Source organism: Flavobacterium sp. DSR3-2, assembly GCF_049896525.1.
In the GTDB taxonomy this organism is placed as follows: domain Bacteria; phylum Bacteroidota; class Bacteroidia; order Flavobacteriales; family Flavobacteriaceae; genus Flavobacterium.
The window spans coordinates 83,892-99,120 of sequence record NZ_JAFCUM010000002.1 but is presented as its reverse complement, the minus strand read 5'-3'; the positions used below and the strand labels follow the sequence as shown (position 1 = coordinate 99,120).

The 15,229-nt window shown below is 34.1% G+C and carries 5 protein-coding genes and 1 pseudogene; 1 reads left to right on the top strand and 5 read right to left on the bottom strand.

Translation table 11 applies throughout. The features are described from left to right. Positions 1-19: 19 nt before the first annotated feature. From ACP7AV_RS04015 to ACP7AV_RS03995, 5 genes are all read right to left on the bottom strand, one after another. The gene (locus tag ACP7AV_RS04015; RefSeq protein WP_426090857.1) at positions 20-3,280 is read right to left on the bottom strand and encodes a VCBS repeat-containing protein; all 3,261 of its coding nucleotides are present in this window, start codon (positions 3,278-3,280) and stop codon (positions 20-22) included. Then, positions 3,273-6,605 carry a VCBS repeat-containing protein gene (locus tag ACP7AV_RS04010; RefSeq protein ID WP_426090856.1) on the bottom strand — a complete coding sequence of 1,111 codons (3,333 nt, stop codon included), beginning with the start codon at positions 6,603-6,605 and terminating at the stop codon, positions 3,273-3,275. The genes ACP7AV_RS04015 and ACP7AV_RS04010 overlap by 8 nt, the downstream gene beginning before the upstream one ends. A 143-nt stretch (positions 6,606-6,748) precedes the next feature. Continuing rightward, a complete protein-coding gene (locus tag ACP7AV_RS04005) occupies positions 6,749-8,278 on the bottom strand; it encodes a RagB/SusD family nutrient uptake outer membrane protein (protein ID WP_426062954.1) in 1,530 nt (509 codons plus the stop codon). A 10-nt stretch (positions 8,279-8,288) separates the two neighbouring features. Then, complete coding sequence (locus ACP7AV_RS04000; RefSeq protein WP_426090855.1) at positions 8,289-11,276, bottom strand: SusC/RagA family TonB-linked outer membrane protein; 2,988 nt, start codon at positions 11,274-11,276, stop codon at positions 8,289-8,291. A 713-nt stretch (positions 11,277-11,989) separates the two neighbouring features. Then, entirely contained in the window at positions 11,990-13,996 is a 2,007-nt protein-coding gene (locus ACP7AV_RS03995) for a glycosyl hydrolase family 95 catalytic domain-containing protein (protein ID WP_426090854.1), read from the bottom strand. 195 nt (positions 13,997-14,191) lie between these two features. On the opposite strand from ACP7AV_RS03995, the pseudogene ACP7AV_RS03990 reads away from it, so the two are divergent. Further along, a pseudogene (locus ACP7AV_RS03990) lies at positions 14,192-15,220 on the top strand (glycoside hydrolase family 32 protein); the annotation flags it as partial. Between the last annotated feature and the right edge of the window lie 9 nt (positions 15,221-15,229).

Sequence of the window (15,229 nt, the reverse complement as noted above, 5' to 3'; positions counted from 1 at the left end):
TGTTCTGTATGTCTTTGTATTATTTTTTAGATGAAGGCATTTCATATACCTCAGCTTTTTTATTGTTGATGGTGACCAACATGAATTTTTTACCGTTGAAATTTACAATATCAAGATGTCTAACTGCTTTTTGGGTTAAATCAATTCCTATTTGATTTCCTAAAAATACGGTTTTGTAATTTTTAATTAAAGCGCCTGAAAACCCATCAAATCTACTGTGATACGGCGAAACTCCAAAGTAATTTCCTGCCACAAAAACTTCTTCTGTCGCATCTGAATCAAAATTAGATTTCAGAAAACTGGTAATGGGAGCAACTTGCATTTTATTCGAAAAAGGAACAAAAGTAAATTTCCCTTTATGATTTCTTAAATAACCAGATTTCAAATTATGAATTTCAAACAATTTTCCTTTCTCCAACATTTTTGGGTCAAAAACTTCTTCCAGTGTTTTTCCTGCGAAGGATTTGTAACTATTGAATTTCTTTTTTAGCATCCCGCTAAATTGCTCGGCTAATTCATCGAGGCCCAAAGTAGTGTAATATTTGCCGTTTTTTTCAATTGCCACTATCGTTTCAAAATATCCATTTCCATCAAAGTCATCATAATACATTTTCATAGGAAACTCTTGCGATGCTTTAAATTTAGAATTCTTGCCCCAGTTCCCAACCAAATAATCTTCATCGCCATCCTGATCAATATCAAAAGGAATTATTGATTGCCACAATCCATTATTTTTTTCTGGAAAAACAGCGTCAGTTACATTACTGAATTTACCGTTTTTATTGGCAAAAAAAGTAGGCTTCATCCATTCTCCTATTACAATTAAATCTGTTTTTCCGTCATTGTTAAAATCCGTAAAAACGGCATCTGTAACCATTCCTATTTTTGCGAAAGTTTTACTGTCGGCTATCGTAAACGCTCCTTTATTATTGTTTAACAAATAACAATCCGGCATACTACCAAATCTATTATTTATTGAATTATTCCCAACAAAAATATCGAGATCCCCATCTTTATCATAATCAAACGCCTTAACTACTGATGCATTCTGGGCCAGCTTAGTTATGGTCGATTTTACAAATTGATTGCCTTTGGTTACATACAATCGGCTTTGTAAATTAGAAGCATTTTCACCTCCACCAGAAGCAACATACAAATCATTTAGTTTGTCATTATTAAAATCCCCAATGACAGCGGAGGCATCTTCAAAAATAGAATCCTGTTCGATTTCAGCAACTCTTTTTTTAGCAAAACCATTTGAATTTTGAATGTAAATTGCTGCTTTTTTATCTTTGGAACCACCAAAAAAGATATCCTCTTTTCCATCTCCATTTAAATCCCCTACTGCAGTAGCCGGGCCGCGATCAGAACGTTGATATGGAATCAGTTTTTGAACTAAGAAATCAATGTATTCATTTTCCTGATGTATAAAGTCGATGCCCAATCCCGTTTCTACCTTTTTAAAAATTGGTAATACTGCTGGGTGTAACTTTCTGTAATCAAAAAATTTTCTATCCTTATTCGCTTTTATGGTAAGGGTCTGGTTCGCCTTCACATTTTTTAAAGTCTGAAAGGTTTTATCAGGCCAAATCACTACGATAGAATCTATCTTGCTCGTTTTACCATAACCAAAATGAAGTATTGACTCTGATGATGACTGAAATCCTCGGGTAGTTTGTAATTCTTTAAATTGTTTTTTCCCTTTGGAATAGGAAATCACTTTAGCTCCAATTCCGAATGTGTTTTTCCCTGTAAAACGCAATTTTAATTTTAAATAGTTTGCCTTTTTATCAGTTGTATTAACGTAAATGGAAGCAATCGCATTTGTATTATTGGTAATCACATCAAGATCGCCATCGTTATCAATATCAGCATATCCACTTCCATTAGAAATTAATGAATCATTTTCTATCCAATCCTTCGATCGGTTTTTAAACTGCAAATCAGCTGCGCCTTGAAAAACATAATTGGTTACATTTCCCTTTGGCATACGCTTCAATGCTTCTTTGTCTAATAATTTTGTCGTACTGATTTTACTTTTAATCTGATCATTTGAATAGTATTTCACGTAATCCAAATCGTTAGGACGCTTTGGAATTCCGTTACACACAAATAGATCCTGTTCGCCATCTTGATCATAATCCCCAAATAACGTACTCCAACTCCAATCAGTAGCCGCCACGCCACTTAATAAAGCAGTCTCCGTGAAATGATTACCTCCTTGGTTCAATTGCAGCATGTTTCTGCTGTATTGATAATGATAGCCTAGTTTTTCGGTTCTTATTTTTAACATTTGAGAATTGTCATCGCCCAATGAAGATTTCAATACTTTTTCATCTTCCGGAAGCATGTCTAAGGTGAGAATATCTGGAAAACCATCATGATTAACATCCGCCACATCTACTCCCATGGAGAACCTGCTAGTATGCCCAAAATAGTTTTTCAAACTTTCTGTAAAAGTTCCATCTCCATTATTCAAATAATAATAATCATCTTCATGAAAATCATTCCCTACATAAATATCCGGATACCCATCTAGATTAAAATCGGAAACTGCCAATCCTAAACCGTACCCATTGGCACCACCAAAAATTCCTGCCTGTTCACTTACATCGACAAATTTTCCATTATCATTGCGAAATAATTTATCCCCGCACTCGTAACTTCGTTTATTTCTGGTATCGGCGTTCCCAAAAGATAATTCAGAATGTACGGCATGATTCAATAAATACATGTCTAAATCTCCATCTAAATCATAATCAAAGAAAGCGGCTGAAGAACTGTAGTTATCGAGATCCAATCCATATTTAGCAGCACTTTCGGTAAATGTATTGTCCTTGTTATTTATGAACAATTCGTTTTGACCTTCAAAACCATTAATTCCTACGACAGCACAAACATAAATATCCAAATATCCATCTCCATTCACATCTGCCATTACCGTCCCCGTATTCCAATCACTCTGGCTTTCCACTCCTGCTTTTACAGAAATATCTTCAAATTCATTATTGCCTTTATTTAAGTATAATTTATTTTTTCCTTGATTTGACGTAAAATAAATATCCACTAAACCATCATTATTAATGTCACCCAGCGATACGCCTCCCCCATTGTAATAATAGAGATAATCTAAAATCGAAATATTCTTGGATTCTAATAATTGGTTGTTGAAGGTAATATTACTTTTCTCAGAAGACAATTTTTCAAATAATTGCGCTTCTTTTTTGGAACAACCCATAAACAGCAATGAAGCCAGTCCTATTCTAAAAAAATTATTCATTGCGTCTAAATATTTTAGGGGTATTATCATTTACAACTGCTATAATTGAAACCTTTTTATTCTTATCCTTTATTATTTTTACCTGTTTTACTTCACCTTTTATAAAGAAACCGGACTGATTATAAGGTACCCATGAAAAAGTTTCATTTTTATTTCCTAAAAGTACGCTGCCATAATTAGCGTCTAATCGGGAGAATTGCGGTTTAAACTCATATTGATTTCCGCCCAAGATTAAATCCAAAATCCCATCCTTATTCACATCCAATGCACTAATAGAGTTCACGCAGGAAAACTGAACTTCTTTTGGAAGTGCTTTTATTTCAAACGTACCATTTCCTTTGTTGATTGCAATTACACTTTCCTGAATGTTCACAGTCTTTTGAATTGAATTATCCACTGCTTCCTTTGCAAATAATTCCTGAAATGTTTTCTTGGAATAATCCGAATAGTTCAAATTTTTCTTCTTAATCGAAGGAATTTGTTTGGCTAATTCTTGTTTTAGGCTTACCGGTAAATCCTTTCCAGCAATAGATCGAGTTGTAATTTGTTCAATGGTTCCGTTATTATCAAAATCATTGATAAATAATTTCATCGGATTAGCATTGGTCGCTTTATAGCTTGTATTTGTTCCTTTATTTCCCAGAATCAAATCTTTTTTACCGTCATTGTTCAAATCTACACAGCTGACTGCATTCCAAAAACCATGAAAATTCGTCAGATTCGATTTGAATTCTACCAATCTTCGTCCATTATTTTTGAAAATCATTGGCGCTGTCCAATCCCCAACTAAGATTAAATCTTTTTTGGAATCATTATCAATATCTTCCCAAACTGCATCGGTAATCATTCCAACCGAGTTAATTTTAAATGCTTTTTTATCCGTTACATTTGTAAAATTTCCTTTTCCGTCATTTTCCAATAACAAATGTTTAGGATCAATTCCATAAACTCCCGGTACACTTCGGCTTCCTATAAATACATCGATATCGCCATCATTATCAAAATCATTTGGCGCAATTACCGAAACGTTATTGTTTGTAGTTGGGATATTGGTTTTACTTTTGATAAATATACCTTTCGCATTATTCAAATACAGACGATTTTTATAATTAGCCTGATCCGTTTTTTCGTTACCACCGGAACCAACTAATAAATCCATATCGCCATCATTATCCGCATCAAAAAAGCTGGCGGCAGTATCTTCAAAATTAGCATCTGCATCAAAATCTTTTTGATCCGTAATTGAATAATTACCATTCCCTTTATTTAGATATATTTTACCGGCTTGTCCTTTGGCTCCGCCAATAAAAACATCTTCGTTTCCATCGCCATTTATATCAGCCACCGCAAGTGAAGGCCCCTCTTGCGAAAGCATTTTAGAGATTAGCCCTTCATGATCAAAATCGACGTAATTATTTTCTTTATGTGCGATAAAAATAGTTTTACTTTCCGTAAAGAAGGATTTTAAATTAACAGCATTCGGAGTATAATTTAATTTAGCATTTTTAATATCCAAATTTATTGTTGAATTATTAGTAATATTTTTAACCGTTTGAAATTTATCATTAGGCCAAATTACGTGTAGTGAATCTATTTTTTTGGTCCCAATTCCAAAAGTCATTACATAATCAACTGAAGACTGAAAACCTCTGGAAGGAATTAATTCTTGTCTGAGAATTTCCTTACCCGAGAATAATTCAACAATACTTCCTACAGCAAATTTATTCTGGTTATCTCCTTTTAGTTTTACTTTGACGTAATGATTTTTTTTGTTCTTCTCTGAGTTGTTTCTGTAGACAAAAGATTCCATATTAACATTATTGACAACTAGATCTAAATCCCCATCATTATCTAAATCTGCATAAGCAGCTCCATTAGAAAAACTAGGAGTATCCAGTCCCCACTTTTTGGCTTCATTAGTAAACGTTAAATTTTTATTGTTCTTGAAAGCGTAATTTGGAATCGGTGTGCTTGGCATTTTACTGATAATAGTCTGGATTTCTTCTTTTTTACCGGTTACCACCATTTTTTGCATGAACTCATTGGCAAAAAAATCTACAAAATCTTGATTGGTTAAATCGTTATAAATTCCGTTACAAACGTAAATGTCTTTGTAACCATCATTGTCCATATCAAATAATAATGCGCCCCAACTCCAGTCGGTTTTGGCAACGCCAGCGTGATTAGCTATTTCAAGAAATTGATTGTCGCCGTTATTAATTTGCAGCGTATTTTGCATATATTGATTATAAAAACCAAGATTTACTTTTCTGATAAATAAATCATAGTTTTCAAAATTTGTAGTCGTTTTTAAGCGTTCGTCCGGTTCCGGTAACATATCCGTTACAAAAATATCGGCTTTCCCGTCATTGTTTACATCGGCCATATCAGCACCCATTGAAGATTGACTGATGTGTGCTGTCCATCCCTGAATTTGTTCGGTAAAGGTTCCGTTTTTGTTATTTATGTATAAATAATCTCTTTCATAAAAATCATTCGAAATATAAATATCCGGATATAAATCCCCATTTACATCACCTACGGTAACGCCCAGGCCAAAGCCAATTAAACTGCCATAAATACCTGATTTTTCACTTACATCAACAAATTTTCCATTGTCATTACGCATTAGTTTATCACCGCCTCCTTTTAAAATTTCAGCAACATCCCAATCTTTATCTCGTAAGTCTCTTTTATTGGAGTAATTAAGGCTACTTACCGGAATAAAACTGTTGTTTAAAATATAAACGTCTAAATCGCCATCTTTATCATAATCAAAAAAAGCGGCATGTGTTGTAATTCCTGTATCTGCAAGATTGTATTGTTCGGCTTTATCTGTAAATGTCAAGTTACCGTTATTAATAAAAAGTTGGCTTTTTCGTACCGAGTTTATAGTATTCCCAGCGTTACAAACATAAATATCAAGCAATCCATCTCCATTAAGATCAACCATAACAACGCCTGTCGACCATGACTTGTATCCTTCGACACCCGCTGTTTTAGAAATATCTTCGAATTTAAAATTTCCTTTATTTAAGTAAAGTTTATTGGTTCCCAGATTTGAAGTAAAATATATATCCGAAAGACCATCATTATTAATATCGCCAATAGCTACACCACCGCCATTGTAAAAGTTTCTGTATTTAAATATATTCATATCTGCACCGTTTTTAACTTCATTAATGAAATTAATTCCGGTTTGGGAAGCATCTAGTTTAGAAAACAAAGCGTCTTTGTTTTCTAAATTTTCTTTGGAGCAATTGGAAAAAAATAGAAGAATTAGGAGTAATAAGACAAAACGATTTGACATATTATATTGTAGCATTTTAGTTAGGTAATTGCTTGATTAGAATTGCCTAATTTATGTAATATTGATATAAAAAAAGAATAAAATAGATATAAAATAAAGAGGGTAATAAATACCCTCTTTAAAACTAACTCAAAAAACAATTAATAGTAAACAAATCTTTAGTAACCAGGGTTTTGTACTACATTAGGGTTAAACAATGCATCCGCCGGAATTGGATACAATGCATATTTACCATTTGAAGCAGTTGGTTTTAACTCTCTTGGAGCTAAAAATTTCTCAAAACGGATCATGTCATTTCTTCTCCAGCCTTCATACCATAATTCTTTACCTCTTTCTAAATAAACAGCATCTAAAGTTGGTAAGCTTGCACTTGGCGTCAATTTGGCTCTAACATTTATTTGATCAATTATTATTTTAGCAGATGCTGCTCCACCTGCACCGCCTCTTAAGGCCGCTTCAGCTTTCATCAACAACGCATCAGAATAACGCATTAAAACATAATCATTAGCAGGATTCCCTAGATTAGCATTATCTGGCTCATATTTTTGAGTACGTATACCAGCTGTTTCTAAAGTAGTTCCGCTTGTAATCATGGTAACTGCTGAAGTATAAAACAATGGTCTACCAGTTCTGTCTTTCAAAGGAGTTACCCCTCCTGGAGCAAACATTTGTCCTGCTTGAAAACCAATTGGATTACCAAAATTAGCGATGATCGATGAAGAAGTATGTTGTCTTCTGTCATCCGTCGCAGCAAACCTGTTGTAATATTCTGCTACCGTTGCAAAACCATTCCAACCATCTGGAGTTTGATTGTAGTGCATACTCATTCTCCATCTGGACTGAATACCTCCACCAGTGCCAAGTACATTTTTAGAAGAAAATAATATTTCTCCAGATGTATTGTTGGTTGGCGCAAAGTTACTCCAGTATTCTGATGCTAATGAACTATTAATCGCATTAACGTGAGTGATTACTTTATTCATGTCAGCGGCATCAAAAGTATAAGGACCTGAAGCGTTATCAGCATTAAAAACTCCTTTATTTAAATACAGTTTCGCTAATAAAAAATTACCTGCATCTTTATTTGCAATACTTGCGTCATTGGCAACACGTGCTGGCAAATCAGCTAAAACAGCTTCTAACTCGCTAATAACAAATGCAGTAGCTTCTTTTCGAGACCAGAATTTTGGATTTTCTGTAATAAGTGACCCTACTTCTCTGTAAGGCGCTTGACCAAATAAATCAATTACGTTATAATAATAAAAGGCTCTTAAAAAACGAGCTTGCGTTTTTTGTTGTGCAGTTGCCGTATTATTAATCACTAAATTACAATTATAAACATTTGTCAGCAAGGAGTTCCATGCATTTCTAATTTCAACATTATCTGATCCCCAAGTATGAACGTGAAATTGTCTCCACTTAGCATTATCATCCCAGTCGCCTCCTCTGGTAGGGCCTACCAATCCATCACCAGACATTTCGTTCATTGTAAACATTTTGTCTTGATCCTGAAAACCTCTTAATCCTTCATAAGCTGATTGCAGAAAGTTTCCCGTATTTACATTTCCACCAGCGCCATCAGCAGTGATATAGCCATCTAACACTTCTTCTTCTAAATTTGTACAACTCACACTACATGCAATTGTACCTATAAAAAAGATGCTTTTTATAATATTTATTCTTTTCATTTTTTGTTAATTAAAATGTTACATTAAGTCCAACAGCGATACTTTTTTCTCTAGGATAGGATAAATAATCCATACCGGCAGAAGGTACTCCATTTAAAGCTTTATCGGTATCCACCTCTGGATCAAATCCAGAATATCCGGTAATAACGAATAAGTTTTGTCCACTTACAAAGAAACGGGCTGATTTAATTTTTAATTTTTCTAAAACATTCCCTTCAAGAGTATATCCTACAGTTAAATTCCCCATTCTTAAGAAATCACCACTTTCTAAATATTTTGTCGACGGTGAGTTTGGATCAGACTGAATCTGAGGAGTAGCCGCTGCCTCTGGAGTTACGTTTCTTCCTCCGATTAATGCTCCTTTAAAGAAATAAGCATTAGCCGTGTTATTGTACAAATAATGACCAAAAGCACCATAAAACGAAGCTCCTACATCAAATTTCTTGTAAGAAAAATTAGTGGAAAATCCTAAATTTATTTTTGGCAACGGTTGTTTGTCTAATAATTTTTTATCTGCATTACCTAAACCTGTATCAGATCCATCAGCAGCAGCATAAATAGAATTACCTGATGCGTCATACCCACGGAAATCATATAAAAAATAAGTATATAATGGGTAACCATCTTTGATAATTTCAGCATTAGCACCGGACAAACCTTGACCATTTACTCCACCTGCTAATAACGATACTGAACCAAAATTTTTAATTACGTTGTCTAAAAAAGCAACATTCCCTGAAATGTCCCAGGACATGTCCTCAGTATCGATAACTTTATAATTTAAAGCGACCTCAAAACCTTTGTTAATCAGATTCCCCGGTAAGTTAACACTTCTGTTTGATCCTGGCCCTGGTTGAGCTGTGGCTTGCGGTACAGGAGCAATTAAATCCTTTGTATCTCTATTGAAATAATCCAATGAACCTGTTAAGCGATTTTTTAAGAAGGTAAAGTCACTACCCACACCATAGGATCTAGTAGTTTCCCAACGCAATAAATTATTAGCTCCCGATATAGTATTTGGCGAACCACCATTTCCATAATTAGCTTTAGAAACCGCTGAATTTACAGCAAATTCCTGATTTCCTGTTACCCCATAATTTCCTCTAATTTTAAAGTCATTAACCGCCCCGTCTTTGCTGCTTATCAATTTGTAAGCTGCACCTACAGAAGGGAAATAACCCCATTTATTATCCGCACCCAATTTAGTGGATCCATCAGCACGTACTGTTCCTGTAAGAATCAAATCTTTATAAACAACAAATTCAGCTCTTGCAAAATAGGACTGTAATTCTGTTTTATTTCTAAAAGACGAAGCTCTAAATTCTGCTTGAATACCGCCTTGAATATTGTCTATTAAATTTGTTTGTTCTTTAACATATCCATGACCTCTTGCACTACTACCATCTACATCATAGGAATAATAGGAATAGCCTACTAATCCATTTAAAGATAAATTATCACTAAAATCGTTTGTGTATGTAAGTGTATGTTCTAATGTTTTATTAAATTTAGTTAAATCCGCAATTTCAGCAAAACCTCTTTTGGTAATACCTCCATTAGCAGCATCACTTTTTACAAGATCTTGACTATTAATTTGGATTGTGGGAGCTATTTGTCTTTTTCTTATTGATGTTGACGTTTCAATACCGAATAAAATTTGATATTTTAAATGATTCGTAATCTTTAACGTAGCATTAATATTTCCTAATATCTTATTTGTATTGGTATAATCTTTATAGGCATTTAATAACTGTACTGGATTTAAATAATCAGTCCCCACAAATGTGTAATCCCCATTGGCTTGATAAATTGGCAAAGTCGGATTCCAGTAAAGGGCACTACCAATTAAATTTCCTATGTAGCCCGCATTATTACTTAATAAAGTTGTTTCATCCTTTATTGCAGCATAAAGCAATCTTGATTCTACTTTTAATGCTTTATTGAAAAATTCATTCGTGTTCGCAAAAGACGCCGTATATTTATCAATACCCGTATTTTTTACAATTCCATCTGTCACATTAGCTCCAAATGAAAGTCTAGTATTTGAGTTATCAGTTGAACTACTGAATGCGATATCATGATTATTAGAGAAACCTCCACGCAAAACAGCATCTTCCCAATTGTAAGATCTTGATCCCTTATCAACTCCACCAGCAGCAACAAATTCATCCCCGTTAAGCAACTTAAAATCACCTGATATTTTACTAAAACTAACAGAAGTATTGTAAGTTAGCTGAGGAATTTTTGACTTCCCCTTTTTAGTCGTAATTACAATAACTCCATTCGCACCACGAGAACCATAAATAGCGGTAGAAGAGGCATCTTTTAAGATACTCATACTCTCGATATCATTTTGATTCACAAAATTTAATGGGTTTTTAGCCGAAGAAGCCCCTAAATCAGCAATCTCAGAACCTCCGGAAGAAACATTTCCTCCGTCAAGTGGAACTCCATCAATAACGATTAATGGTCCATTCCCTGATCGTATAGAAGAATTCCCTCTAATTCTGATAGAAACACCTGCACCTGGCTCACCACTGGATTGCGTTACCTGAACTCCTGACACTTTACCTCTCAATAATTCAGCAGGCGATGTCGCAGCAACATTATCAAAATCTTCTGAAGTAATAATGTCTACCGCTCCAGTTGCGTCTTTCTTTCTAACCGTCCCATAACCAATGACAATTACTTCATTCAGTTGAGCCGAATCTTCTTTTAATTCTACATTAATTGTACTTTTTCCAGCCACATTTATCTCTTGAGATTTAAGACCAATGTAACTAAAAACTAAAACTGCGTTTGAGCCAACGTTTTTGATAGTAAATTTTCCATCGAAATCAGTTTGCGCTCCATTTGTTGTTCCTTTAACTATGATAGAAGCCCCTGGAAGCGGACCACTAGCATCAGATACTGTACCAGACACATCTTGCGAATACGTCAAACTTGTACAAAGTACCGTTAGAAACACCATCAAGCCTTTAATTAGACTATTTTTCATACGTAATAAATAAGTTGGTTAATAATTTGTTTAAATGGTTTGTTTAAATATTAACATCAAACATAATTATAATTTTATGATAATATTAAGATATTAACAAACTATAACGTTTTCGTTGCAGCGAAAACGTTTTCGATTTTAAAATTAATAGCTTAAAAATTTAATACTAAAATTATATAAAACACAAAAAAAAGAGATTAAAAAACTTATTATAACAAATAAATAGCTTGTGAGTTAGAAATTAATTACGGATCAGTCAATAAACGATCCTGCTAGAAAATAAGATTGCGAATTATTCATCATAATGAAGTTTTTTACGATAAATTGACAATTTAGTTTAATATGCATTATAGACTTCAAAATAGCACTCCTGACATACCGTATCCGTTTTTTTATCTAAGTTTAAGTTGCTAAAAATATCACAATTATAAAACGTATTGTTAAAAATTTAACAATTTAAAAATAAAATTTGGAAGAAATAACTTAAAAAAATACTTTTATTGTTCCGTTTTATTTTTTTAATTTAAATAATAAGTAGCAAAATAGTAAAAAACGTAATTGTCTGGTTTCTTACATATTGTTTCAAATGCTTTTTATTGAAAATTTGCGTGCTGTCAAAATCCATTGGAAGATAAAAACAAAAAAGCCACGAATACAGTAACAATCCTCAAAATAGAATGATTATGCGTTCGTGGCAAGATTTCTTTATTTTATTACTTTATAACAATCGTTTTATTGTCAACTCCAATTCCTATAATCTTTAACGATTTCCATTGTTTTGGCAGCAATCCTTTGTTATATTTTAATCCCATATCTGTTTGTTCCACTCCTCCAAAACCATAAATAACCGCCTGAAGCATCGCTCCCGCTCCTGTTGCAAAATATGGGTTGTTACTGTTGGCTGATTCCGAAAACACACCAAACGGCGGTCGACTATTTGGCAAATAGGATTTTACAAAATAACGATACGCTTTTTCTCTATTTCCTAATCGTGCATACAAAACTGATAAAACACCAGAAGCCATCGCCGGACCATCTTTTTTGTCAATTTTCTCAGCGTAGTATTCCAAATCTTTTTCAATTTGAGCCTTGTCTGTAATTATGTGTAAAGGATATGCTAGCAAATTCACATCGGCTTGTTTTATCATTTGGCCCTGATAGCCTTTATAATTTTGAGTAATCCCATTTTCCCTGTGAATGAGTAATTTCTCCGAAACTTCTTTCCATAACGGATTAATTGGTTCGTTTAAAATTACGGCTGCTTTAATCGTATTTTTCAAAGACTCAATTGCTGATGCGTTTGTAAAGGCATTATCATCTACGTGTTGTGCATATTCATCGGCACCAACAACATTCAAAATAGAGAAACTCCCGTCTTGATTTTTAACTACACGACTTACCCAAAAATCAGCCGTTTCTTTTAGAACCGCCCATTCTTTTTTCAACCAGACTTTATCTTGTGTATAGCTGTAATAATTCCAAAAAGCAATCGAAACATCGGCCGTAATATGTTGTTCAAAAATCCCGGTCAATGCCCAAGTTGGCGTTGCTTCTTCTCCAGTGTCATCTGATTCCCAAGGATACATCGCACCTTTATAACCATAAATAAAAGCTTTTTGCTTTGCTTTTTGCAAACGGTCTGAACGGTAATCCAAACACGATTTTGCCATATCTGGCTGCAACGCTAAAAGTGTGGGGTACATCCAAAGTTCCGTGTCCCAAAAAATATGTCCGTTATATCCCTGTGAAGACAAACCCATTGGCGCAATACTCTGTCTGGTTTCCGGACGGATATACGAATACAAATTGAACAAGGCAAAGCGTACGCGTTGTTGCGCATCTAAATCGCCTTCGATTTGAATATCACCTGTGTTCCATAATTCGGCCCAAGCCTGTTTATGACGATTTAATAATTTATCAATTCCTTCCTGCAAAGCGTATATTGGCTGTCTTTCGGATTCGTTCAAAGGATCCGTAACATCTTTCGAAGTGCAGATTCCTCCTGCAACTGCAAATCGGTATTTTTTACCTTTTTGCAATTTTTTAGTAAACCCAACTTCATTTTTAGTTTGCTTTAAAGTTTCTCCCTGACCGTCGAAAAGAAAAGTTGTTGAAGCCGCAACGGTATATTTTCCAGTTCGCGTTTTAGCAACTGTTCCAAAAACCGGCATTAAATACTGATTGTCTTTTAAAACCCGAAATTGACTTTTCGCCTCTTTCAATTCATCAGGAACTACCATGTAATTATTAGCCGTAATTTCTACATCCTCATTAGGGGTAATTTCAACGATTGCCATTGCTGAAAAAGGAATAGCTCTATTAGCCAAAATTGTATAATTAATAGTTGCCAAATCTTTAAATGAAAATGAAGTGGTACTTGTCCCCTCTTTCATAGAAACCACTTGGCTCCAATTATCAATATTGTCTGATTTAATTTCTTGATTGTTTATGTTCAAATGCAGATTCAAAAACTCAATTCCGCGAACAATCCTGCTAATGCCATTTTCGGGGCTGCCATCGTAAACTCCGTTCAGAATAATTTCTTTTGTTTTCAGAGGAGTATCATCTGTAACAATTCCTATTTGACCATTTGCCATGGCTACACCATAATAATTTTCCCTAGAATTTGCTTGTAAATGCCATTCGTCTGATTTAGCTTGACCAAAAACAGTTGGACTTACTAAAAGCAGGAGGACTAGACTCTTAAATGTTGAAATCATAGTTGTATTTTTTTAATAATATTTTCAAACTTATATAATTTATTTCTTTAAAAAATGAATAGTTGAATATAGTACATGGAATATAATTCGAAAACGTTTTCGACTTACCGAAAACGTTTTTAGTGAAACGATTTTAAATTATTAAAAAATAGAACTCTATTTTTATAAAGATAAAATAACAATAAATTTTTTTTGATGAAATTTGCAACCAACACACTGTTAATTTTTTTTTTATTTGAAAGTACATTATTCCTGCTTTCTTGTAAAAAAGAAGAAGGCCGTACAACCATTGCGATTATGGTATCTGAAAAAATAAAAATTGATTCCTCACAGAAATACAAAGAGCCGTTTAGACCTCAATTTCATTTTTCTCCAGAAAAAAAATGGATGAATGACCCTAACGGTATGGTTTTCTACAGAGGGATTTATCATTTGTTTTATCAATATTATCCGGACGATATTGTCTGGGGACCAATGCACTGGGGACACGCTACCAGCACCGATTTAATTCATTGGACACATAAAAAAATTGTTTTATTTCCTGATACATTAGGAATGATATTTTCAGGAAGCGCGGTTGTAGATCTAAACAACACCTCCGGCTTGGGAACAACCGATAATCCACCGATGATAGCAATTTTCACCTATCATAATATGGCAGGCGAAAAAGCGGCCAGAACGGATTATCAAACGCAAGGGTTGGCATATAGTTTAGATGAGGGTTGAACTTGGTTGAAGTACGAAAAAAATCCCATTGTTAAAAATTCCGGTTTAAAAGACTTCAGAGACCCTAAAGTTTTTTGGAATAAAGAGACTAATCTTTGGAATATGGTTTTAGTAGCCGGAGATCATGCTCAATTTTATACCTCTGAAAATTTAATCAAGTGGAAATTCGAAAGTGAATTTGGCAAAATAACCGGTGCTCATGACGGTGTTTGGGAATGTCCCGATATTTTTAAATGGAAAGTAGCTGGCTCAAAAGAAGAAAAATGGGTTTTACTCATCAGCATAAATCCTGGCGCACCACATGGCGGTTCCGGAACACAATATTTCGTGGGTGATTTTGATGGGAAAAGTTTTAGAATTACCCAAAAAGAGATAAAATGGATTGACAATGGCACTGATAATTATGCAGGAGTTACTTATAACAATACGCCAGACAACAAGAGAATATTTATAGGCTGGATGAGCAATTGGCTTTATGCAAGAAATACACCCACAAAAAATTGGAGA

Coding starts and splice junctions, on each gene's coding strand:
- ACP7AV_RS04010 (WP_426090856.1), bottom strand. CDS start 6,605: ATGCTACAATATAATATGTCAAATCGTTTTGTCTTATTACTCCTAATT.
- ACP7AV_RS03995 (WP_426090854.1), bottom strand. CDS start 13,996: ATGATTTCAACATTTAAGAGTCTAGTCCTCCTGCTTTTAGTAAGTCCA.
- ACP7AV_RS04005 (WP_426062954.1), bottom strand. CDS start 8,278: ATGAAAAGAATAAATATTATAAAAAGCATCTTTTTTATAGGTACAATT.
- ACP7AV_RS04015 (WP_426090857.1), bottom strand. CDS start 3,280: ATGAATAATTTTTTTAGAATAGGACTGGCTTCATTGCTGTTTATGGGT.
- ACP7AV_RS04000 (WP_426090855.1), bottom strand. CDS start 11,276: ATGAAAAATAGTCTAATTAAAGGCTTGATGGTGTTTCTAACGGTACTT.